The sequence below is a fragment of the Nocardioides hungaricus genome, from assembly GCF_054782915.1.
This window is the reverse complement of the sequence record NZ_BAAGRO010000054.1, coordinates 15,699-36,263: the sequence shown is the minus strand read 5'-3', so window position 1 is coordinate 36,263 and position 20,565 is coordinate 15,699. Positions and strand designations below refer to the sequence as shown.

Sequence of the window (20,565 nt, the reverse complement as noted above, 5' to 3'; positions counted from 1 at the left end):
GATGCGTCGAACGGGGATCGTGCTTCGCGGCTTGCTCGCCGCGGCTGTCCTGATCGTCCTCGTGGCGGGAGTCCCCGCCGCGTTGGTGGCGACGGTTGGCAACCCGGTTCCTGAAGGCTGGACGTGGGGCGCTCCGCTGACGAACACGGCTCTGCTCGGCATCCTGGCCTGCGTCGCGTGGGTCCTGTGGGTGCAGCTCCTGATCTGCGTCATCGTCGAGACGGTCGCCGAGATCAGGCTCGCAGCGGGCCACTCGGCGGATTGGCTCGCTCGTGTGCCAGGCACCTTCGGCGTTCAGCAGTCGCTTGCCCGCACTCTCGTCCAGGCGGTCGTCGCCATCGGCGCGACGACGACTGCCGCGTCGGTCATCGCGACTCCTTGGATCTCACACGCCGACGCAGCGACATCGAGCCGGGCACCGGCGTCAGATCCCGCCATTGCCGATGCCCCAAACACCGACGCGCCGACGCAACAATTGCCGGTGAAGCACAGATCGCAGCCGACGACCGAAGTCGTGGTCGCCAGCGGAGACACCCTGTGGTCAATCGCGGAGAATCACCTTGGTGCGGGAGAGCGCTGGCGAGAGATCGCCGAGTTGAACAGGGACCGCGAGATGGTCGACGGGTCGAGGTTCGACGACGCCCGGACCATCCTGCCCGGCTGGACGTTGCTCGTGCCCGCGACGGACAGGACGCCTTATCACCAGTCCTTCGTCACCGTCGAACCGGGCGGCACCCTGTGGGAGATCGCGACCGAGGAGTACGGCGACGGCACCCAGTGGCCGCGGATCTACCGAGCCAACGACGACCGGATCGAGGACCCGGACCTGATCTACCCAGGGCAGCGACTCGACGTACCGGGGCAGCGAACCGCTGAGCCACACCAGCACCCGAACCGACATCCATCCGATCCACCTGATTCCACCCGGCCTTCGCGAGAGCCAATGCCGACGCCCGCGCCGTCGGTGGAACCGAGCCCGGAAGCGACGGTCACGCCGACTGCGCCGGATTCCGCGGACGAGGAGCAGGGGGCCGACGCCGACTTCGGTTTCCACCTCGACGGCGCGACGGTGGCGCGCGCCCTCCTGAGCGGTGGCGGATTCCTCGCAGCCGGGACGCTCGCGGTGTACGTCGGCCGTCGGCGGACGCAGTCGCGAAACCGGCGGTCCGGCAAGGCGGCCCCGCCTGTGGCCGCCCACCTGCGGCCGGAGGACAAGGCCCTCAGGGCTATTGGTTCGTCTGCCAGTCAGCGTGCCGGGTTCTTCGATGCGGCCCTTCGCGGGCTCGCCGAGCTCTGCGAGCAGGCGGGGTTGGACCTGCCCGAGGCGGTCGCCGCAAGGATCCACGGGGGCGGTCTCGACCTGCACTTACGTTCGCCCTCACCGGATGCGCCCGCACCCTGGACGGTGTCGTCTGACTCGCTCGCCTGGAGTCTGGCGTCAGAGCACCGACCGGCCTGCGCCGACCGAATGTCGCCGTACCCGGCCATGGTGACTATCGGCGTGGACGCAGCGGACGCGACTTGGTTCGTCGACCTCGAAGGCGCCGGCGTCGTCCAGATCGTCGGCGATGCCGAAGCCTGTAGGGACTTGGCGAGGTTCATCGCCGCCGAGCTGGCCCTGAACGCCTGGTCCGACTTCGAGACGGTGGAGATCGTGGGTGTCGCGCAGGAGGTCCTGCCGCTCAACTACGGACGCCTGTCCGTGGCCGCCACGGCTCCAGTGGAGGAGCTGGCGAAGTCTGCTCGCCACATGGCTGAGTTGGCCGAATCCTCCAGCTTCAGCGTGCTCGGTTCTCGCGTGACCGACTGGAAGGAGGCCTGGGTCCCGACGCTGCGCATCAGCACCGTTGGTGACGAGGAGGGTGACGCCGTGCGGGCCCACATCCATGCGTTGCTCGACGAGATGGAACGGGCGCCGGGCAGGACGTCGTACGGGCTCGTAGCTCTCGCGGCTGAGCCTCTCGACCCGCGCGCGATCACACTCACGCTCACTCCGGACGGGGATCTCGTCACCCCGTGGAGTGTCGTCCGCCCAAACCGGCTCACCAGCGACGAGGCGGCGGTGCTGGGCCAGTTGTTCGACGACGCAGAGGTCGAAGGTGACGTCGACATCCCGGCTGCCGTGGACGCCGACGGCAACCCGACGAACACCGACCAGGCGGGTGCGCTCGTGGACGACCTGACCGAACCGAGATGCGGCACGGGCGACCCGGACTCGATCCTGCCTCGCCCGGACCGGACCTACGTCGAAGCGGGAGCAACGACGGCCGACGACCTCACGGTCCTGGCGCCGGCCGTTCTCAAGACCGAGGAGGCTGCAGCGCTGGCCGCCGATCCCACACTCGACCAGGACCTCAGAGACTGGGCCGACCCGGACACCCAGCGACCCAGGCTCCGAGTCCTCGGGCCGGTCGAGTTGCGCGCCGTGGGTGAGCAGACCAAGGACGTCGAGCGTCGGCCCGCGTACTACGCAGAGCTCGCCGCGTACCTCGCGTGCCACCCGGACGGCCAGACGCCGAACCGGGTTGCGGCGGACTTCGGCATCCAGAACAACTCGCTGCACACGCGGCTCGGCGAGCTCCGGAAGTGGCTGGGGAAGAAGCCCGGTATCGATGAGTGGTACCTGCCCGTAGCCCAACGGGTTCGCGGCCATCAGGTCTACCGGCTCTCCGAGGTGCTCGTCGACGCGGACCTCTTCCGTCGCCTGCGCGCCCGCGGCGAGGCGCTGGGCCCGAGGGGGATCGACGACTTCCGCAGGGCGCTCGAACTCGTGACGGGCCAGCCGTACGACCAGCAGCGCTCCAAGGGTTACGGGTGGCTGGCCGACAATCCCGTCCATCACTACGCGACGGCCGCGATCGTCGACGTCGCCCACGTCTTCGCCACGCACTCCCTGGCCGAGGGTCGCCCGCGCGATGCCCTGTGGGCAGCCGAGCGGGCGATCGCCGCCGCGCCGTCCGAGGACAAGCCGCGGTTGGACCTCGCCCGCGCGATGAAGGCCCTGGGGCAAGAAGATGAAGCGGAGGCGTACCTCGACAAGCAGCTCTTCAATCGCACCGACGACGACCGTCCCCCGCTGGATCCCTCCGAACGGACGAAGGAGGTGTTCCACCGGATGGATCGGCCCGGGACGAGCTGACGGGGGTCTGTCGAGGCAGCGGGCAACCGCGGCTGCGGCCGACGGATTCACTTGCAATGGCGGTGTTCGTCTGGCGGAGCGGCGCGGTCTTGTCTCGGCGGTATGACTGTTCGCGGCTCCGGATGCGAACGGGACCTCAGCGCTGCATGCGAGGTCACGCCTTTGACGCAGACTGCTTGTTGTCGGAGCGGGCGTCAATGACGACCAGGGGGCGGGCGTCTGGCCGGTCGAGCCCGAGGGTCTTGATGACCCTCGCGACCTTGGCATGGTCCGCCGCGGTGTAGCAGATGACGACGACGACCGAGCTCTTGGTCTTGTTCGCCGCCTCGTACACCGCGACCTGCTTGTCGAGGTTGCGCTCGAGGCTGCTGCTCCTGGCCAGCTTGAACTCGATGAGTGTCTTGTCGAGGCCGGCGGACACCTTGAAGTCCACCGGTCCGCGTCCGTTGTTTGGCTCGCGGTTGATGTCGAACCGGGACGGCTGAAGCAGGAGTCCGAAGAACCCCTGGACCTCGGCCTCGTTCGCGAACGGGCGACCGCCCCCGCGGTTGATGACCCGCCAGCCGTCCTGATTCTCGACATAGTGCTTGAAGGTCTCCACCGCGGTCATGGCCTCGTCGAAGGATGTCCAGGGCTTGACGAAGAGGTCGGTCTTGGCGGCCAGATCGCGCGCTGCGGCCTGCACCTGGTCACGCAGCAGGCGCTGTGTCTCGTCGACCTTGTCTCGGCTCGTAGCGACCGCGAGGTCGCCGCTGTCTTCCTTGAGCCGGATGTAGCAGTCGATAAGCTCTGGGAACTGAAGGATGCTTCGCAGGCGGGCCTCCGCGATCTCCTTGGCTGATGGGTCCTTCGACAGTTGTTGGCCAAGGTAGACGTTGACCTCGGCACGCAGCTGGTCGTCGTCCACCACGTCGGGAAGGCGGTCGAAGGCTCTGATCATGTCGTTGCGGTTGATCCAGGTGTCGTCCTTCGTCAACAGGTCGGCCGGGGTGAGCATGACGAAGTCTCCGGCGGTCCAGGGCAGGGTGTAGGAGCGGGTCATCCAGGTCTGGGTGCTGTAATTGAACGCAGCCCGTGTCACCGGGACTGTGCGCAGGTCCGCTGCAGCCAGATGGGTCGTGGCGAACTGCTCGGTGAAGCGCAGCAGGAAGTGCTTGATGAGGTTCGTGGTGAAGTCGGAGATGGTGTCGCGACCAACTCCGGGACGGATCAGCGCGAGCTTCTCCAGGTGGCTGGAGCTGGTGATGGTCTCATTGCCGAAGTTGCTCAGGATGTCGCCGAGCGCCGTCTGCAGCGACCTAGCGAAGGTGGGCCCGAGACCGTGGCCGGCGTTGCCCCCCACAGTGAAGCCCAGCCAGTTTTGCTTGACCTCGCCGAAGGTGTACCAGCTCTTGATCAACCCGGGGGTGAGTTGTTGGCCTGATTGGTCTCGGAGGAACCTCAAGTAGTCGAGGATCTGGTCGTGCAGGGCGACGTACTCGGGCTTGTCGCTGTTGAAGAGCAGGAAGGGGTCGATGAAGACCGGGAGGTCGGCGACGACCGAGATGTCGAACGCGCCGAACTCGCCCAGGACGTCGGGGTGGACACCGAAGCGGTCGCTGAAGAAGACGCCGGCTGGGTCACGCTCCCAGGAGTACTCCGAGTTGTCCGAGGCGGATGCGTCACCGGAACTGGTCACGAGGTCAGTCCCATGCCCGCCCGCAGCGCCTCCAGGTCAGCTTCCGCTCGGTCGAGGATGTCCTTGGCCGACTCCTGGCAGTAGTTGTGCGTGCTGCCGTCGGCGTCAGTGACGACGAGGCAGGTCTCATCCTTGACGATGTCGTGCTGGTGCTTGCCGGCCTTGTGGCGCGAGCAGCCCCGCTTACGCTTTGCGGTCTCGACCTTGACGTTGCCGAGCACGGCCTTGATCTGGGGCATGGCGAGCTTCCTCCCGGGTGAGTTCTACAACTTCTTCACGATGTCGTCGCGGACGCGGTCGGCGATCGCGTCGAGGTCGTTGAAGACCCGGGTGAGTTCGACCGCGGATGCCTCGCCACGAGTGTCCCCGAGTTCTGCGGTCACCGCCGCGTTCAACAGTCGGGTGACTACGCGGAGGTTGGACTGGCGTGGCCCCCGAGTGACCTTCATCAGCGCGAAGCCGTTCCGGGGCAGATCTAGATCCTGTAGGACCCGGTTGGCCACCGACATCGTCCGCTCGTTGAGACGGGTTCGGGCGCGCTGGCGCTTGCGCTGCGGCGAGACCGGGATCGGCAGCGGCTGGTCCACCGCCTGGGCGGCCTGCTTGGCGAGCAGGCCGGCACGGAGCTGGTCAAGGGTGATGATGTCGCGCACCTGCAGGCCGGGGGCGACCTCGCGGTCGAGCATCTCCTCGAGGACCCGGTCATCGTTGGGGTCGAGGTAGGCCTGGTCGATGAAGCTGGCGAGGATCTCGCTGTTGACCAGCATCCCGTTGTCGAAGCGCCGCGCTCGACCCTCGCCGTCGGCGTCGGTCCCTTCGAGCGTGGGGTCGCCGGTGCCGGTGGTCCACTCGTGGACCAGTTCCTGGTCCTCGAGGTCGAGCTCGCGGAACTCCGACCATCGCTCGTCGTTGTTCAGGCCCACGTGAGAGACCACGAAGCCGCGGTTGTCGGGGTGGTCGGGCTGATTCTGCTGGACGACGCGCATTACGCGGCCGACGAACTGGATGTAGGGCGCGAGTGAGCGGTAAGGGCGGAAGATCGCAGCGACGCTGAGACGGGGGTGGTCGAACCCTTCGCCGAGCATCTGGACCTGGACGATGCAGTCGAGGGTCCCGGTCTTGAGCCTCTCGAGAACGGCGTTGATCTCGTCCTCGTCCATGCCGCTGTGGATCTCGGCGGCGACGTAGCCGCACTCCTCGTACAAGGCGCGGACCTGTCGGGCGTGATCGACCGAGCATGCGGCGGCAATGATCTGGTGCTTGATGCCGGTGTCGGCGCGCATGGCGTTGCATTGCTGGATGCTGGTCTCGACGATGTGGCGGTTGCACTCCTCGCTGAGGGCCACACCGCGCCGGAACCACGCCTCCTCGCGGAGCTCGAGGACCTCCTCGAGGGTGTGCTTGCGGCTGTCGTCGGCGTAGGTGAAGTAGAGCTCGGCCGGCGCGACGTTGCGGGAGTTGATCTGCTTGATGTAGCCGTTCACCATGGCGCGGGTGAATGAGAACCGGTAGAGGACCTCACCGTGCATCTGCTGCTGGTCGGCACGGAACGGCGTGGCGGTGAGACTGATGACCTTCGCGTCGGGGAAGCGGCGGAAGACCTTCTGCCAGCTCTCGGCCGGCGCGTGGTGTCCCTCGTCGACGAGGATCATGTCGAAGAAGTCAGGCGGGAACTGCGGGAGCCACCTGTCGGCACGGCTAGCGAGCTGCTGGACGTTGGTCACGACGAAGTCGCTCTCGATGGCGTCGTGGACGTTGGCCCGGGCGCCGTCGAGGACCGCGGTCCAGGGGCCGGCGGTGAAGTCGGATAGCACTCGGGTCTTGGTCCAGAAGCATTCGCGGCTGGTGACGTCGAGGGCGTCCGTGACGCCCTTGCGGATGGTCAGGTTCGGGGTGATGACCAGGACGCGACCCTCGGATATTCCGAAGGGCAAGGTTGCCATGATGCCGGTCTTCCCGCAGCCGACCGGGATCTGAAGGATCCCGGGCTCCTGCGAGTTGGCGAAGTGCTCGCGGACGGCGCGGTGCGCCTCCTTCTGAGGCTCGCGAAGCAAGTCGTTGGCCTCGATGTCGGCGTTGGCGGTGGTGAACACCGACGTCTGGTTGCTGGCGTCCTCGGCCCGGCGGTACTCGAGCCGAAACGGTTCGAGGTCGACGCGACGGTAGTACCGGTGCTTGCTGCCGGGCCGTCGCACGGCGGGGAGGGTGCCGTCGCGGTCCCACCGGCGCAGGGTCTGGGCCGAGACGCCGACGTACTCCGCGGCCTCGGCCACGCGGACGAACTCCGACTCAGTATTCTCGCTCACCCCAACTAATCTAACATGTCTACCAAAACTCTCACACCTACATTGCCAAATCGGACAACTCCGCCGCCACCGCGTCACAGGTGGGCGGTCTTGGCAGGCCGCCCACGCGTGAAGGCGGGGAGATTCGAGGAAAATTTGAATCTGTGAGTCACGCGGTGAGGCATGTGGTGAGCGTGTCGGTGAGGCTCGCCCTCTTCCGTGGAGTTCCGCCCGGACCCACTGAGAGGAACTCCGCCGATGCCTTCGATCACGCAAGCGGGCGTCACGCCCCGCGAACTCGACGACCTCGTCGACGCCGAGCGCTGGCGGGCGTGGTGTCGCGCCCGACCCGAGCTTGAAACCTTCCACTCGCTGGCCACCATCAGGCGCCTGAGGGGCGCTGCCGAGGACCAGGCGCTCGGCGCCCTCCTTTGGCTAGGGGCCATCGACGGCGGCGACGACCAGCTCGCGGCAGTCGCGGTCCTCCACCAACTCGGCGCCTCGATCCGGATCATCGCCAGGCACTTCTGGTACGCCGCCGACGGCGAGGCGGACGGGATCGTCGCGGGCGCTATGTGGGAGCAGATCCGCGCGTACGACTGGCGAGAGCGAGCAGGTCGCCATGCGCAGGCGATCCACCACGCGACCAGGAAGTCGGTGCGCTGGGTGTTGCTGCGCGACCCCTCCCGGTGGCAGACGCGAGGGGTGATCCCGCTCAACCCACAGTCGTGGCTCTTCGAGGCGGTGATGGAACGGCCGCTCGCGGAGGAGCTCCGAGTGGCAGACCTCGGGCCGCAGGATGAGCTCCAGGCCCTCCTTCGCTGGTCCCTGCGGAACGGCGTCCTCGACGACGACGAAGTTGCACTGCTCACCGAGCTGCTCGACGCCGACCGGGACAACCCACGCATCACTAAGTGGATGAGGGGAGCCTGCTCGACGTTGGCAGTCGAGAAGGCAGCTTTGGCGCGCGGCGTTTGCGCGAAGTCCGTGACCCGAGCTCGGGATCGTGCCATCGCCAAGCTCCGCGTGGCTGGCCCGAACTTCATCGACGAGGTCGCGTGATGACTGTCCACTCGACCCAGGTTGGCGCGCTTGAAGGGACCATGCAGACCTGCCCTTCCCCAGAGACCCTCCCGATCGAGCCCGGCGACGTCGAATGGGTCGCCGACCTGTTCGACACGCTTCGCGCGGGTGACATCGACGTCATCGTCGATCGCCTCGAGGAGGTAGTTCGGCTCGCGCGCAAGTCGGCCAGGGCACGTCGAGTGTTGGGCACGGTCGACCCAAGATTGCTCGGCCAGGGGCTCGCGCTCCACCGCGTGAGGGGCGAGGTGTCCCATTGAACACCGTCACCGAGCCTGTCGCCCTCGCCGATCTCGTGGCCGCAGTACGCCGCCAGCTGGCGAGCACAGCTCCTGCGATCTGGATGGCGACCTCACTCCTGGGAGCGAGCACGAGCGTGCGTGGTGTTCACCAAGGCGCTGGAGCCAGCACGGTGTCGATTGCCCTGGCCGAGGCGCTCGCTGAGAACGGTGACGCCGGCGCCACGATCGTCGACCTCACTGACGACGAGTCGTTCGGTGTATGCGCGGCGATCGAGGCACGTGCCGACGTCGGGCTACAAGGATGGGCCGGCGGCCGTCGAGGCAAGGTCCGGGTCGTGCGTCCCACCGGCCGCGTCTCCGATGCCGACGCCATTCCGGGCAGCGTCGTCGTGGACACCGGCCAGTGCGGCTGGCCCGAGCGGTCTGACGTGTTGGTCATGCGGGCGACGGTCCCCAGCGTCCTTCGCGCCGAGCGGGTGCTCGGCTTTTCGTCGGCGTACGCGGTCGCCGTCGTCGCCGCAAGCAAGTGGCCTTCGGCCGTACGAGCCTCCCGTGGACCGTTGCTCATGGCCGTCGAGGCTGAGCACCGGATCGTGTTCTTCCCGCGCGAGGCAGGGCTAGAGATCAACGGGCTGTCGGCCGAGTCCTTGCCTTCGAGCACGCGTCACTCGGCCATCCGCCTGCGCGAGCTCCTGGGCGGAGAGAAGCGGGACGAGATCGGAGCCAGCGCATGATTCTCCAGGCCATCAACGACGTCTGCGCGCAGGCGCCGACCGGCATCGACCGGTACGCCGACATGCTGCTCGGCTGGGTGAAGTACGGCGTGGCGGCGGTGATCATCGTCGGCGGCTTCGTGTCGATCGGGGCGCTGGTCGTCGGCAAGCTCGGGAGCATATCCAGGGCCGCCCAACTGGGTGCTTCCGGCCTCATCTACTCCGTCCTGGCCGCGGTCGGCTACGTGACGATCTACGGCATCCTCAACGCGATCGTCGGGAAGTGCTGATGTCCGCTCGGAGGGCGGCGGCGCGGATGCTGTCGGGGCCGGACGAGTGGAACCGGCGCCGCCTCCAGATTCTGTTCGTCGTCGCGGTGGCAGTCATGGCCGCGGTGGTTAGCGGGATCGTCTGGTCAGTCATCGAACTGCTCCACGGGGACCAGGGCTCGACGCGAGCCCAGACTGCTGAGCTGGCACCGGCAGATCAAGCCTGGGGCGGCGACACCTCGCTGGATGGTGCGCAGCCGGGCACGCTGTCGAGGGGATCGACCGGCGTCATCCACATTCCGCAGCCCCGCTCTCTCGGCGAAGCCCAGGTCGGCACGGGGTTCCCGAAGACGACGGAGGGTGCCCTGGCGCAGCTGATCGCGATTGACCGTCGAGCGATCGAGTCCGGATCTGTCGTGACGGCCCAAGACGTGATCGCCGTCTGGGCGGCCCCCGGAGGTCCGACCCCCGACTCGTGGTCGGGTGTTGCCGCGGTCCAGTCGTTGCTCGAGTCCGCCGGCCTCCCCGCGAATGGGTCGACGGAGCTGGCTATCCAGCTCGAACCGGCCATGGGCCTGATCCAAGACGAGACGCCGACCGTCTGCGTCGACTTCATCCTCACCGTCACGGTGCGAGGCGGGCAGCCGGCCCGAATCGCGGCGGCCGACTGCCAGCACATGACCTGGATGGGCGACCGGTGGGTCATCGCCGCGGGCGACGAGGCAGCAGCGACCCCGTCGCTGTGGCCGGGCAGCCAGGCTTCCTACGACGCCGGGTATCAGTGGCTGGAGGTCGAGCCGTGATCGCGAACCTCGTCCCGATGATCGACCTCAACCCGTTCCACTGGCTCGGCGACCAGGTCAAGGAGAGCCTGGCCGACACGTTCACCTCGATGATGATGGCGCTCTGGTCGGCGGCACTGTGGCTGATGGACCTGGTGTTCAGCGTCCTCGACAGATTCCTGACGCCCGACGTCACGGACCCCGGCCTGAACCATCTGTACGGCGTGACCCTGTGGCTGTCGTTGGTCGTGGCACTCGTCATCGGGTTCGGCCAGATCGGCCTGGCCGCCGTACGCCGTGACGGCCAGACCCTCGGTGCGCTCGCCATGGGCATCGTCCAGTACGGCGCAGTCGTCGCCGGCTGGGTCGTCGTGTGCGGCGGCCTGATCGTTGGCTGCGCCGGACTGACCCGGGGGCTGCTCAGCACGTTGCTCGACGTACCGGGCTTCGCGGGCTACTCCGCCTCGGCTGGCCTGCCCAACCAGGTGGTCGGCACAGTGGAGGCGGCGGTGCTCGGCCTCTGCTCGCTGTTCCTCGTGATCCCCGCGGCGTTCGGCTATTTGCTGATCATGCTCGTGCGCGAGGCCGCACTTCTGATCCTCGTCGCGACCATGCCGGTCGCCGCGGCCGGGGCGCTGGGAGAGGGCACCCGATCGTGGATGTGGAAGTCGGTCCGGTGGTTCGTGGCCGCCTGCCTGACTTCGCCGCTCCTGGCCCTGGTGGTCGGCCTCGGCGTCCAGATGTCGCGAGCCTCCTTCCCGGAGGCGACTACGTCGACCCAGGGCAGCTCGCTGGCAGGCGGCATTGTCAACGCCAACGCGGCGAGCGTCGGGATGGCCGTCATCGGCTGCGCCGTCTTCGCGATCGCCTGCTTCTGCCCGATGGCTCTCTTCCGGCTGCTGGCGTTCGTGGACCCGGGCACGGCGTCGGGGGCGTCGTTCCGGACCAACCTGGCCGCGAACGGCGGCATCTCCGGGCTGGTCTCAGGGAGGCGCGGGCAGGGCGAGGGATCCGGCGCCGCGACCCAGGTCGACTCTGACGGCCGGGCGGCGAGTGAGACCGGTGCTGACGCCGAGACGGCCAACCGGTTCCAATCCCGTGCGGCCAAGGCCTTCGGCGTGGCCGGCAAGGTGGTCGGCACCGGCATGGACGCGGTAGGGAAGGTCGCGTCCACCGGCGCCTCAATGTCGGTCGACGTCATGGGCCAGGCGGGCGTCGGCCATCAGGGCTACTACGACACGACGCCTCCCCGTCGCACCGGCAAGCCACCACCGCAACGGACACGCGTCGGCCGCGGACGCGACGAGGGCGGCGTCGCGAACGAGCCGGCGCACGTCACGAACGCGGACGAAGCGGCCGCCGTGGCCGAGGACGGCGCGATGCTGGCATGACCGTCTACGGAGCTTCCGCGAGCCGCGACAGGCAGGGCTGGTTCTTCGGCCTCACTGGCCCACAGGTCTTCCTCGTGCTCGCGGCCGCCTTCCCGTGCTGGCTCGCGATGTCGGTCGGCCAGTGGCGGGCGCTGCTCGGGCTCGTACCGCTGTGGCTCGTCGCCGTCGTGCTGGTCTGCGTCCCCGTGCGCGGGTGGTCGGCCGCTCAGTGGATCGGCGTGCTGGTCCGTCACGTGATCGGCCGCCTCACCGGATGGACGCGCTTCCAGTCGAAGGCGGCTGCCGGAGAGATGGACAACGTGAACGAGGCGGACCTGCCCGGCGTACTCGCTGGCATCCAGATCCACGACGGACCCCCGATGGCCGGGCGCGCCGTACGCCCCGCGATCATCCAGAACCACGCCACCCGCACTTGGGCCGCGACCGCACGCGTCGTCCATCCCGGCATCGGCATGGCCGACGACGCGGACCGCGGACGGATGGGCGCCGGACTGTCCGAGCTCTTCGAGGCTGCGTCCGCGAGCAGCCAGATCGACGTTGTCGCCATCTGCGTGCGCACGGTTCCCGACGACGGCACGCAGCGAGCGGAGTGGGTACGCCAGCACGCCCGCGCCACAGAGCCCGAGATCTCGGCGCGCATCCACGCCCAGCTCGACGCCTCGATCAACGGCGCCGCCGTCCGCACGGAGGCGTTCGTCACCGTCGTCGTCCGCGAGGACGCGGTCGCCAAGGACGCCCGCCGCGCGGGCCGGGGCGTGACCGGACGGGCGCGGATCCTGTACGGCGTCCTCGGCGAAGTCGAAGCCCGACTCATGGGGGCCATCGGCTGCACACAGGTCACATGGCTCGACAGCGCCGACCTGGCCATCGCGATCAGGACCGGGTTCGAGCCTGGAGACGCTCCCGCGCTGGCCGACTCGGTGATTCACCACGGCTACGACGGCGACATCGCTGCAGGGGTGCCGGTCGCCGCTGCCGGCCCAACCACGGCGACGACTGCGATGCGCTGCTACCGGCACGGTGAGTGGGAGTCGATCGCCACCACCATCCTGCTGCCACGCAAGGGGGCGGTGATGGGAGCACTCGCCCGGGCGCTTGTGCCGTCCCAGGTGGGCGAGCGCCGCGCGCTGACGGTGTTCTTTCGCCCCGTCGGCCAGGCCGTCGCCGACCGCACGACCGGTCGCGCGGAGATGTCGGCGACGATGGCGGCAGAGGTACGACGGAAGGTCGGCCGGGTCGAACGCGCCCGGGAGCGGCGAGCCGTCGAGCAGGTGCACGAGACCGACGAGAAGCTGGAGCGCGGTCGATCCCTCGTACGGCTCTCCTCAGCGCTCGCCGTCACCGTGCCAGCGGCCTGGAATGCCCAGGACTACGGACGCCGCCTCGACGCGTCCGTCCGCCTATGCGGATTCACGCCGCTGCCGCTCGACGGTGCCCACGACGCTGCGTTCGCGGCCGCCGTGATCCCGCTGGGGACCGGACTGCCGAAGCGGCGCCGGAGCTGACCATGGCCCGACGTACGACGTCGCGGTCGGTCGACCACCTGCTGACCGACTTCGGCACGCACCTGCCGCGGCAGGAGGCGGAGCCGCCCGCGCCGCCGCCCGACAAGCCGTTCCCGAAGGTGGTCGGCCTACGCGGCCGGCGTAGGGCCGGACACGGGTGGGCGCCGACCCTGCCACCGCTGGCCGGCTACCAAATGACGTCGGAGCAGACCCCGGTCATGTGGCCGCTGATCGCCGGCGGCGGCCTCCCGTCCACGGGCGCACCGATGGGGTTCGACGTCCTGTCCGGCGGGTCCTTCTATTGCGACCCGATGGGCTGGGTGAACGACGACTCCATCCCGGTGACCAACCCGAACGTCTTCATCTTCGGCAAGCCAGGTCGTGGCAAGTCGGCCCTGGTCAAGGCGTTCATGCTCCGGATGATCCGCTTCGGCTACCGGTCGCTGGTCCTCGGCGACGTCAAGGACGAGTACGAGGACATCTCGCGGGCGCTCGGCGTCGAGCCGTACCGGATCGGGCCCGGCCTGCCCGGGCGAATCAACCCGCTCGACGTGGGGCCGCTCGCGCTCGATTGGGAGCAGCAGGACCGGGCGGAGACTGCCCGGCGGGGCGCGATCATCTTCAACCGGTGGCTCGCCCTGATCCGTGGACTCGTCGGGTCGCAGCAGGTGCCGTTTACGCCGACCGAGGCACGCATCATCACGCACGTCCTGCGTGACCTCACGGGATGGACGACTGGCCAGACGACGTTGGCGCCGGTGACGATCCCGATGGTCTGGAAGGCCCTCGACGACCCGAGCGAAGTGCTCGTGGAAGCTTGCCGCTACGACTCTCGGCAGGGCTTCTTCGACAGCAGCCGGGCGTTGCGTGATGCCCTGGGCTCGTTGTGTCAGGGGGAACTCGAGGGGCTCTTCGACGCACCCTCGACGTTCCAACCAAACTGGCGCGCCCCGATCCAGACCCTCTCGCTCAACACGCTGCACTCAGCCGGCAACGAAGCCGCCGTTGGCATCGCCCTGATGTGTCTCAACTCCTGGGGCCAGGGGATCCGCGAGATGGCCGAGCCCGGTGACCGCCGGATCGTGCTACGTGACGAGGCGTGGATGCAGACCCGCCTCGGCGTCGAGGCGGTCAAGACACTCGACTCCAACCTGCGGCTCTCCCGCAAGGACGGCGACGTCCAGCTCGTGACGTACCACAAGCCGTCCGACCCGCTCTCGGCCGGCGACTCTGGTTCGCAGGCAGCACAGATCGCGAAGGACCTGCTCCACCTCGCCGACGTACGGATCCTGCTCGGCCAGGACGAGGAAGTCGCGAACGAGCTCGGCCACCTCCTCGGACTGACCCGCATGCAGCAGGACCTCGTCACCGGGTGGGCGATGCAGGATAAGGGCCGCGCGCTCTGGATGGTCGGAGACCGTCGGTTCAAAATCGCGACCGTCCTCTCGCCGATCGAACGGCAGCTCACGTTCACCAACGAAGCGGTGGCCTGAGCCCGTGGCCGGGAAGGCGAAGTACGCCGTCGGGCTGCTCGTGGTTCCGATCGCAGTGCCGATCATCTTCCTGCTCGTGGTCGGCGGCCAGGCGGCGTCATCGTCCGCCGCGGCGTGCGGTCCGTCTATTGCCGGCGTCGTCGGTGAAGATCCCGATCTCGACGATGTGCAGATGCAGGTCGCTCAGCAGATCGTGGCCGCCGTACGCGCCTTTCCCGAGACTGCCGACAGACCGCATGCCGCTGTGATCGCTCTGGCCACCGCGAGGCAGGAGTCCGGCATCCAGAACCTGGACTACGGCGACCGCGACTCGCTCGGTGCGTTCCAACAGCGCCCATCACAGGGGTGGGGGACGCCGGACCAAGTGATGAACGTCCAGCACGCCACGACGACGTTCTTGGAGCACCTCGTGCTCGTCCCCGGCTGGGAGACGCGGCCCGTCACGGATGTCGCCGCCGACGTCCAGCGGCCGGCGGCGGAGTATCGCGGCTTGTACGAGCAGTGGGTTCCCCTGGCGACTCGGCTCACCGAGCAGTTGTGGCCCCAGGCAGCCTCGTTGATGCCGGCGACCTCGTCGACCTGCGCTCAGCCGATGACCGGCGCCGGTGGCGTCGTCTACCCCGTTCCTCCCGCCTACGTCGGGACGGACAACCACAACTGGGGAGGGAGCGGGAGCCACTGGAGCAGCTGGCACACGGGCACGGACTTCTCCGTCCCGTGCGGGACGCCCGTCCTCGCCGCGACGGCAGGCACCGTCGAGATCGAAACGGACCAGGCGTGGGCGGGCACGTGGCTCGTCAAGGTCGTCACCGGGCCGAACCCGATCGCCACCTGGTACGCGCACATGCAGAAGCTCGACGTGGCCCCGGGCCAGCCGGTCAGAGCGGGGCAGCAGCTCGGCGAGGTGGGTGCCCGTGGGAACGCCACCGGATGCCACCTGCACTTCGAGGTCCACCTGCACAACGGCAGCATCTACGGACCCGACAACCTCGATCCGAGTCAGTGGCTTGCGCAGAACGCGTCCCCGGCCAGCGCGGCGCTGCGAGGATGAACACTGTGAAGGAAGCAGAGGTCGAGGCCGCGTTCGTGCGCTATCTCCTCGAGCGTGGCTGGGACGTCGATACCGACAAGGTGGACCACGCCGACGTCGTCGCCCGGCGCGGCGCGGAGCACCTCGTCGCGGAGGTCAAGGGCACCACTGCGGCTCCCGGGCTCGATGTAGACACGGCCTACGGGCAGCTGCTGCGACGAATGAGCGACCGACCAGAGGGCACTCGCTTCGCGATCGTGGTGCCCGAATCGGCGCGCAAGGCAGCCCTGCGTGTGCCTGAAGAGGTCCGCTGGAGGTTCGGAATCGATGTCTGGGTCGTGGACCAACTGGGCTCGGTTGCGTTGGTCCAGGACTGACATCGCATCACCTGTCCGCTCGCTCGCCTTGATGCGCTTGAAGGAGCGTGAGGGTTCAGAGCCGACGTACCGACGCCTTCCCGACGACCTGGGAGATCCCGGTTGGGATCGGACTCGTGTGGCTCGTAGCGGGTTTCCTTGCTCTGCCCGCCGGCCAGGGGATTGCCTTCGCGTTGCAGGGAGAGGGCTTCGTCTGGCCGGGTCCGCGACTCGGCCAGAGCCTCCTCGGCCTCCTCGGCGGTGAGCCGGGAAGGGGCCTTGGAGCGGAACTGCGCTCGGACCTCCCTCCCGTGCCATTGATCTACGCGGCTGCGATCGTCGTAGAGATTGCGCTTGCCGCCACTGCAGTCGTCGGCTTCGCCTGGTGGTGGGGCACCGTCGGGCCGTACGCGCAGTTCGGCATGGCACCCAGGCACGAGGTTGCTGCGGTCCTCGGCCGCGGCAGGCTGATGCGGAGGCGAGGGACGATCCGCCCGGACCTGGGCGACGGAGGTCGGCGGTGAGCGTCGAGGCTACGGACCTCGGCTGGAGGCTGGGGCGATCAAAGGTGCCTGGCGGCGTCGAGGTGTGGGTGCCGTTCGACCGAACGGTCGGCGTGTACGGGCCGCAGGGATCTGGCAAGACCCTGGACTTGCTGACCCCTGCCCTGCTCACCGCTCCAGGCGCCGCGCTGGTCACGCTCACCAAGCCCGAGGATCTCTACCTCACCATCACGGCGCGCGGGGCCTGGAGCCCCGTGCACGTTCTCGACCCCTTCGACCTCGCGCCAGGGACCCCCGCGCTTGTGTGGGATCCGGTCGACGGCTGCGCGGACTCGATGACGGCCGAGCGGAGGGCGAAGGCCTTCACCGCCGGGACCGTCGGCGGTGCGGTGACCCGCGGCGCGGGCGACGAGGCTGCTCGGTTCTACGCGGCGGAGGCAGCGAAGGTGCTTCAGGCGTACTTCCACGCCGCCGCTCTTGAAGGCGCGTCGCTGGACGACGTACTGATGTGGATCGCCGACCCGCACAACGCGACCCAGCCGGAGGAGATCCTCCGCACGCATCCAGGTTCGGCGCCGTTCTGGGATGGCCTGCTGAGGGGCGCCCTCCACGGTGATCACCGCACCGCGGGGAACACGATCACGACCGTCCAGCAGGCGATGGCCCTGTTCTTCCAGGAGTCGATCCGGCGTCGCTGCGTGCCCAGCTCGAGCCGGCCTGCCACCGATCTCAAGCAGGTCATCGCCGACGGCGGGACCGTGTACCTGCTGGGTCGGGAGGACCCGTACGCGTCCGCCTCGCCGCTCATGACGGCGATCGCGGAGCACGTCCTCGACACCGCGCTGGGCATGGCGATGGGGTCGCCGTACGGCCGGCTGTGCCCGCCGTTCCTGGCATGCCTGGACGAACTGCCGTCGACCACACCGCTGCCGACGCTACGGACGCGGATGGCCAACGAGCGGGCGCTGGGCCTGTCCTTCATCTACGCCGCGCAGACCTGGCGCCAACTCGTCATCTGCTACGGCGAAGACGAAGCACGAGCGATGTTCGGCCTGACGAACAACATCGTGATCTTCGGCGGCGGCAAGGATGGCGAGTTCTACAAGGAGGTGTCCGAACTGCTCGGTACGACGCGGGTGTCGCGCCGTAGCTACAACCTGCACCGAGGCGGCTGGGGCAGCAGCTTCTACGGCGACGACGTACCGGTCCTCCGGCCAGAGGAGATCCGGCAGCTTCCCGATCGTCACGCCCTGGTCGTCGCGGAGAACGCCCGGCCGTTCGTGGCCAAGCTGTCGCGGTGCATCGATGGACGTCACGGGAGAGCGCTGCTTCGGGATCAGGCGGCCGCTCGGGCGCAGGCTGCGGAGGGACGACGATGACGGCGCCGGGCCTCATGGCGGCCCCGTTCCCGACGCCGCCCGGGGTGGTGGCCGCCGTACTCGACGAACTGCGGATCGCGGCAGCGGCGACCGACGAAACCGATCACGAAGCACGACGAGTCGCGCTCCTGCCGCGCCCGTGGGACCCGCCGAGCTGCCTGCCGGAGATCCGCCAGAGCATGTACGCCTGGATGGACGAGGTCGTGGCCTGGATCAACGAGGAACACACTTGGCGGACCGACCGGGTCATCCCCATCTGCTGGGACCTCCACCCACACGTAGTCCATGAACTCGCCACTGTCGCCTGTCTGCGCTGGGAGGCCGGCTTCGCCCGTACACCAGCGGCGCTTGAGGAGTGGCACCGACTCACGCTGCCGGCCTTCCTTGGCCGCGTCGTCGAACGGATCGGTGAGACGGGCTGTCCGCCGGGTCGGCATCAGCCGAGTCCGGGCGGGGGTCGGAACGTGATCTATCGCGATGGCGAGGAGCCCGTTCGACGGAGGAGTCGGCGTTGGCAAGACGTTGAGGCTGGGGCGTCCGCGAGCCGCGTCAATCACCGGTGAGGGGGGCTAGGCACGGCCGGTGGCGGAGACGTATCGCCTCATCCCGAACTGGACGTTCCGGCGGAAGGCCCGGCGTCGCCGTGGCCGGCCGAATGGACGTCGTTGTCGGGGGCGAGTCTTAGCCTTCTCCACATGTTCACGATCACGAGCGAGGCGCTCGATGCCCTAGAGGTGACGGCGGCCTGGAAGCGCTGGAACGACGGCCCGCAAGGGCTGGGACGGTGCGCCCAGGACCTGTACGCGTCGTTTCTGGGCGCTCAGGCCGAGTCACACGAGGAACTGGTCCGAATCCTCGGCGCCGACAACATGGGAGGGGGCGTGCCCGTCGCGGTCGCGAAAGCGCTCGCCCGGCTCTCACCCTGGATCGAAGAACGGACACCCGTCGTCGACCCCGCAGTGCTCGACCAGGTAGCTGCCGAGCTCGGCCTGTACGTCTACCTTCTCGTCGACCCGCGCGACGGAGTGCCGTTCTATGTCGGCAAGGGACGTGGGCTGCGCTACGCCGCCCACGGTCTGGAGGCAAACGATGTGGCCGACGGCGGAAGTGGCGAGCAGTCCCGCAAGCACGCCCGCATCAACGAACTGCGGCGTCTCGGTCTGGAGCACGAGATCTGGATCCTCCGGTACGGGTTGACCGCTGGCGAGTACACCTCGGTCGAGGCGGCGGCGATCGACTTGCTCATGACCTTCCCGGTGACGCCGGGGGAGGCTGGGCAGCGACTCCCGCTCGGCGTCCAGGGGCAGTTGGCGAACGCGCGGCGAGAGGACGCGCGCAGCCACGGGATGCGGCTTCTGCACTCGATCATCGACGATTACGCCGCTCCACCGCTGGAGACGATGACTCCGCTGCTCCTCATCACTCTCAACGGCTGGACCGATCTGCCGGACGGCGAGGTCATCGCCGGGGGAGCCACGCGGTACGGCGCCGGCTACAAGCCCGAGTGGCTTGTGAGTGCCAGCCGGGTGCGGGCATTCGAGGAGATCGGCGAGTCGCTCTCCGCCTGGTGGACCCTCAGCCCCGCGAGCGTCGAACGGCGGGGAATCAGGCACGTCGCGGCGGTCCACCGGGGTGTCACACGGGCGCTGTTCGAGATCGTGGCGGACTCGTGGGAGACGCGCGTGGCCGATCGGCTCGATGCGCGGGGTCGCCCGATCAGCAAGACGGCGTTCAAGGTCACACCGATCACTGACGGCGACCTCTTCGACGAGGTAGTGGGTCGGCACGGGCACCGGGTCGTCGGGCGGGCCAAGGGCGCGCAGAACTCGCTCTACTACTGGCCTCGGTAGCCTGCGCTCATGGAGCCCATCTCCCTCGCCTCGCTGCTCCCGGCTGGGCTCGACCCGTCTCAGTGCAAGCTCCACTGCGCCGTCTACAACGGCGAGCACCATCCGATCGAAGTCCTCGCCAATGACCCGGCCGAGTGGGAACGCTGGAACTCCTGGCGTGGCGACAAGAACGACTTCAACCGCCCGTTCGTCTTCTCGCTGGCGCAAGACCGGCACGACCCCAGCCTGTGGCTGTTCGGCGGGATCTGGGAGGTTGTCGGCCGCCGTCCAGAGCCCCGCACGTACTCCTACGACGTCGTCCTCCGTGAAGACCTGATGGGTCCGTTCGTACGCCGTCTCTACATCCGGCTGCGCCTGGCTGGGCGCCAGCGCCGCCGGAACATGGAGTCGTGCCTGGACGAGATGAATGTTTCCTCGATCGCAGAGGAGCAGTTCTCCGGCGACCCGTTCCCGGGCCATGACCGCATCAACCACTCTCTGGCTGATCTGCAGACGGTCGTCAGGCAGAACCGCCCGGACTGGCGCATCGCGCTGGAGAACATGAAGGGTGTCTACGTCATTCACGACCAGCTGACTGGTGAGCCCTACGTTGGCTCGGCGTACGGCGACACGGGAGTGTGGCAGCGATGGAGCTACTACGCCGGGACCCTCCACGGAGACAACATCGGCTTGAAGGCGCACCTGGCCGCGGTCGGTGAGGACTACTTCCGGCAGAACATGCGGTTCGCGCTACTGGAGTTCTGGTCGATGCGCACCGAGGACCAGCACGTCATCGACCGCGAGACCTACTGGAAAGAGGTCCTGCTGTCGCGATCGCTCGGACATAACAAGAACTGACGACCTTTCGCGCCGCTGCTGGTGGGCCGG

Annotated in this window: 19 protein-coding genes; 16 read left to right on the top strand and 3 right to left on the bottom strand. The window is 68.3% G+C overall.

Annotated features, from left to right (window positions below):
- Position 1: 1 nt before the first annotated feature.
- Positions 2-3,139, top strand: a complete 3,138-nt coding sequence (locus ACYVKX_RS20080) for a LysM peptidoglycan-binding domain-containing protein (protein ID WP_460835491.1) — start codon at positions 2-4, stop codon at positions 3,137-3,139.
- Between the two features lie 154 nt (positions 3,140-3,293).
- Here the strand turns inward: ACYVKX_RS20080 and ACYVKX_RS20075 are convergent, their stop codons facing one another.
- From ACYVKX_RS20075 to ACYVKX_RS20065, 3 genes are read right to left on the bottom strand one after another with little or no spacing between them, the layout of a single operon-like run.
- Positions 3,294-4,817: a hypothetical protein gene (locus ACYVKX_RS20075; RefSeq protein WP_460835457.1), complete on the bottom strand. Its 1,524-nt coding sequence runs from the start codon at positions 4,815-4,817 to the stop codon at positions 3,294-3,296.
- Entirely contained in the window at positions 4,814-5,056 is a 243-nt protein-coding gene (locus ACYVKX_RS20070; protein ID WP_460835456.1) for a hypothetical protein, read from the bottom strand. The genes ACYVKX_RS20075 and ACYVKX_RS20070 overlap by 4 nt, the downstream gene beginning before the upstream one ends.
- Before the next feature lie 24 nt (positions 5,057-5,080).
- On the bottom strand, positions 5,081-7,123 hold the full coding sequence (locus tag ACYVKX_RS20065) for a DEAD/DEAH box helicase (protein ID WP_460835455.1): 2,043 nt from the start codon (positions 7,121-7,123) through the stop codon (positions 5,081-5,083).
- A gap of 237 nt (positions 7,124-7,360) precedes the next feature.
- Between ACYVKX_RS20065 and ACYVKX_RS20060 the strand changes: the two genes are divergently transcribed.
- From ACYVKX_RS20060 to ACYVKX_RS19990, 15 genes are all read left to right on the top strand, one after another.
- Entirely contained in the window at positions 7,361-8,164 is an 804-nt protein-coding gene (locus tag ACYVKX_RS20060) for a hypothetical protein (RefSeq protein ID WP_460835454.1), read from the top strand.
- On the top strand, positions 8,161-8,445 hold the full coding sequence (locus ACYVKX_RS20055) for a hypothetical protein (protein WP_460835453.1): 285 nt from the start codon (positions 8,161-8,163) through the stop codon (positions 8,443-8,445). Before ACYVKX_RS20060 ends, ACYVKX_RS20055 begins: the two co-directional genes overlap by 4 nt.
- A 152-nt stretch (positions 8,446-8,597) precedes the next feature.
- Complete coding sequence (locus tag ACYVKX_RS20050; protein ID WP_460835452.1) at positions 8,598-9,161, top strand: hypothetical protein; 564 nt, start codon at positions 8,598-8,600, stop codon at positions 9,159-9,161.
- Complete coding sequence (locus tag ACYVKX_RS20045) at positions 9,158-9,430, top strand: hypothetical protein (protein WP_460835451.1); 273 nt, start codon at positions 9,158-9,160, stop codon at positions 9,428-9,430. The genes ACYVKX_RS20050 and ACYVKX_RS20045 overlap by 4 nt, the downstream gene beginning before the upstream one ends.
- Positions 9,430-10,212, top strand: a complete 783-nt coding sequence (locus ACYVKX_RS20040) for a hypothetical protein (RefSeq protein ID WP_460835450.1) — start codon at positions 9,430-9,432, stop codon at positions 10,210-10,212. Before ACYVKX_RS20045 ends, ACYVKX_RS20040 begins: the two co-directional genes overlap by 1 nt.
- Entirely contained in the window at positions 10,209-11,582 is a 1,374-nt protein-coding gene (locus tag ACYVKX_RS20035) for a hypothetical protein (RefSeq protein WP_460835449.1), read from the top strand. Before ACYVKX_RS20040 ends, ACYVKX_RS20035 begins: the two co-directional genes overlap by 4 nt.
- Entirely contained in the window at positions 11,579-13,087 is a 1,509-nt protein-coding gene (locus tag ACYVKX_RS20030) for an SCO6880 family protein (RefSeq protein WP_460835448.1), read from the top strand. Before ACYVKX_RS20035 ends, ACYVKX_RS20030 begins: the two co-directional genes overlap by 4 nt.
- Before the next feature lie 2 nt (positions 13,088-13,089).
- Complete coding sequence (locus ACYVKX_RS20025) at positions 13,090-14,580, top strand: ATP-binding protein (RefSeq protein WP_460835447.1); 1,491 nt, start codon at positions 13,090-13,092, stop codon at positions 14,578-14,580.
- A 4-nt stretch (positions 14,581-14,584) separates the two neighbouring features.
- Positions 14,585-15,631, top strand: coding sequence for a M23 family metallopeptidase (locus ACYVKX_RS20020; protein ID WP_460835446.1), 1,047 nt, complete (start codon positions 14,585-14,587; stop codon positions 15,629-15,631).
- A gap of 5 nt (positions 15,632-15,636) precedes the next feature.
- Positions 15,637-15,987 (top strand): hypothetical protein, encoded by a 351-nt coding sequence (locus ACYVKX_RS20015; RefSeq protein ID WP_460835445.1) that lies wholly within the window; start codon positions 15,637-15,639, stop codon positions 15,985-15,987.
- Positions 15,988-16,034: 47 nt separating this feature from the next.
- Entirely contained in the window at positions 16,035-16,490 is a 456-nt protein-coding gene (locus tag ACYVKX_RS20010) for a hypothetical protein (RefSeq protein ID WP_460835444.1), read from the top strand.
- The gene (locus tag ACYVKX_RS20005; protein ID WP_460835443.1) at positions 16,487-17,848 is read left to right on the top strand and encodes a type IV secretory system conjugative DNA transfer family protein; all 1,362 of its coding nucleotides are present in this window, start codon (positions 16,487-16,489) and stop codon (positions 17,846-17,848) included. Before ACYVKX_RS20010 ends, ACYVKX_RS20005 begins: the two co-directional genes overlap by 4 nt.
- The gene (locus tag ACYVKX_RS20000; RefSeq protein WP_460835442.1) at positions 17,845-18,411 is read left to right on the top strand and encodes a hypothetical protein; all 567 of its coding nucleotides are present in this window, start codon (positions 17,845-17,847) and stop codon (positions 18,409-18,411) included. Before ACYVKX_RS20005 ends, ACYVKX_RS20000 begins: the two co-directional genes overlap by 4 nt.
- Before the next feature lie 132 nt (positions 18,412-18,543).
- The gene (locus ACYVKX_RS19995) at positions 18,544-19,698 is read left to right on the top strand and encodes a hypothetical protein (protein ID WP_460835441.1); all 1,155 of its coding nucleotides are present in this window, start codon (positions 18,544-18,546) and stop codon (positions 19,696-19,698) included.
- 9 nt (positions 19,699-19,707) lie between these two features.
- Positions 19,708-20,535, top strand: a complete 828-nt coding sequence (locus tag ACYVKX_RS19990; protein WP_460835440.1) for a GIY-YIG nuclease family protein — start codon at positions 19,708-19,710, stop codon at positions 20,533-20,535.
- Positions 20,536-20,565: the final 30 nt, after the last annotated feature.

Excerpts from the sequence above, each read along its gene's own strand:
- ACYVKX_RS20060 (WP_460835454.1), top strand. The coding sequence starts at position 7,361 with ATGCCTTCGATCACGCAAGCGGGCGTCACGCCCCGCGAACTCGACGAC.
- ACYVKX_RS20045 (WP_460835451.1), top strand. The coding sequence starts at position 9,158 with ATGATTCTCCAGGCCATCAACGACGTCTGCGCGCAGGCGCCGACCGGC.
- ACYVKX_RS20000 (WP_460835442.1), top strand. The coding sequence starts at position 17,845 with ATGACGGCGCCGGGCCTCATGGCGGCCCCGTTCCCGACGCCGCCCGGG.
- ACYVKX_RS19990 (WP_460835440.1), top strand. The coding sequence starts at position 19,708 with ATGGAGCCCATCTCCCTCGCCTCGCTGCTCCCGGCTGGGCTCGACCCG.
- ACYVKX_RS20040 (WP_460835450.1), top strand. The coding sequence starts at position 9,430 with ATGTCCGCTCGGAGGGCGGCGGCGCGGATGCTGTCGGGGCCGGACGAG.
- ACYVKX_RS19995 (WP_460835441.1), top strand. The coding sequence starts at position 18,544 with ATGTTCACGATCACGAGCGAGGCGCTCGATGCCCTAGAGGTGACGGCG.
- ACYVKX_RS20070 (WP_460835456.1), bottom strand. The coding sequence starts at position 5,056 with ATGCCCCAGATCAAGGCCGTGCTCGGCAACGTCAAGGTCGAGACCGCA.
- ACYVKX_RS20030 (WP_460835448.1), top strand. The coding sequence starts at position 11,579 with ATGACCGTCTACGGAGCTTCCGCGAGCCGCGACAGGCAGGGCTGGTTC.
- ACYVKX_RS20025 (WP_460835447.1), top strand. The coding sequence starts at position 13,090 with ATGGCCCGACGTACGACGTCGCGGTCGGTCGACCACCTGCTGACCGAC.
- ACYVKX_RS20080 (WP_460835491.1), top strand. The coding sequence starts at position 2 with ATGCGTCGAACGGGGATCGTGCTTCGCGGCTTGCTCGCCGCGGCTGTC.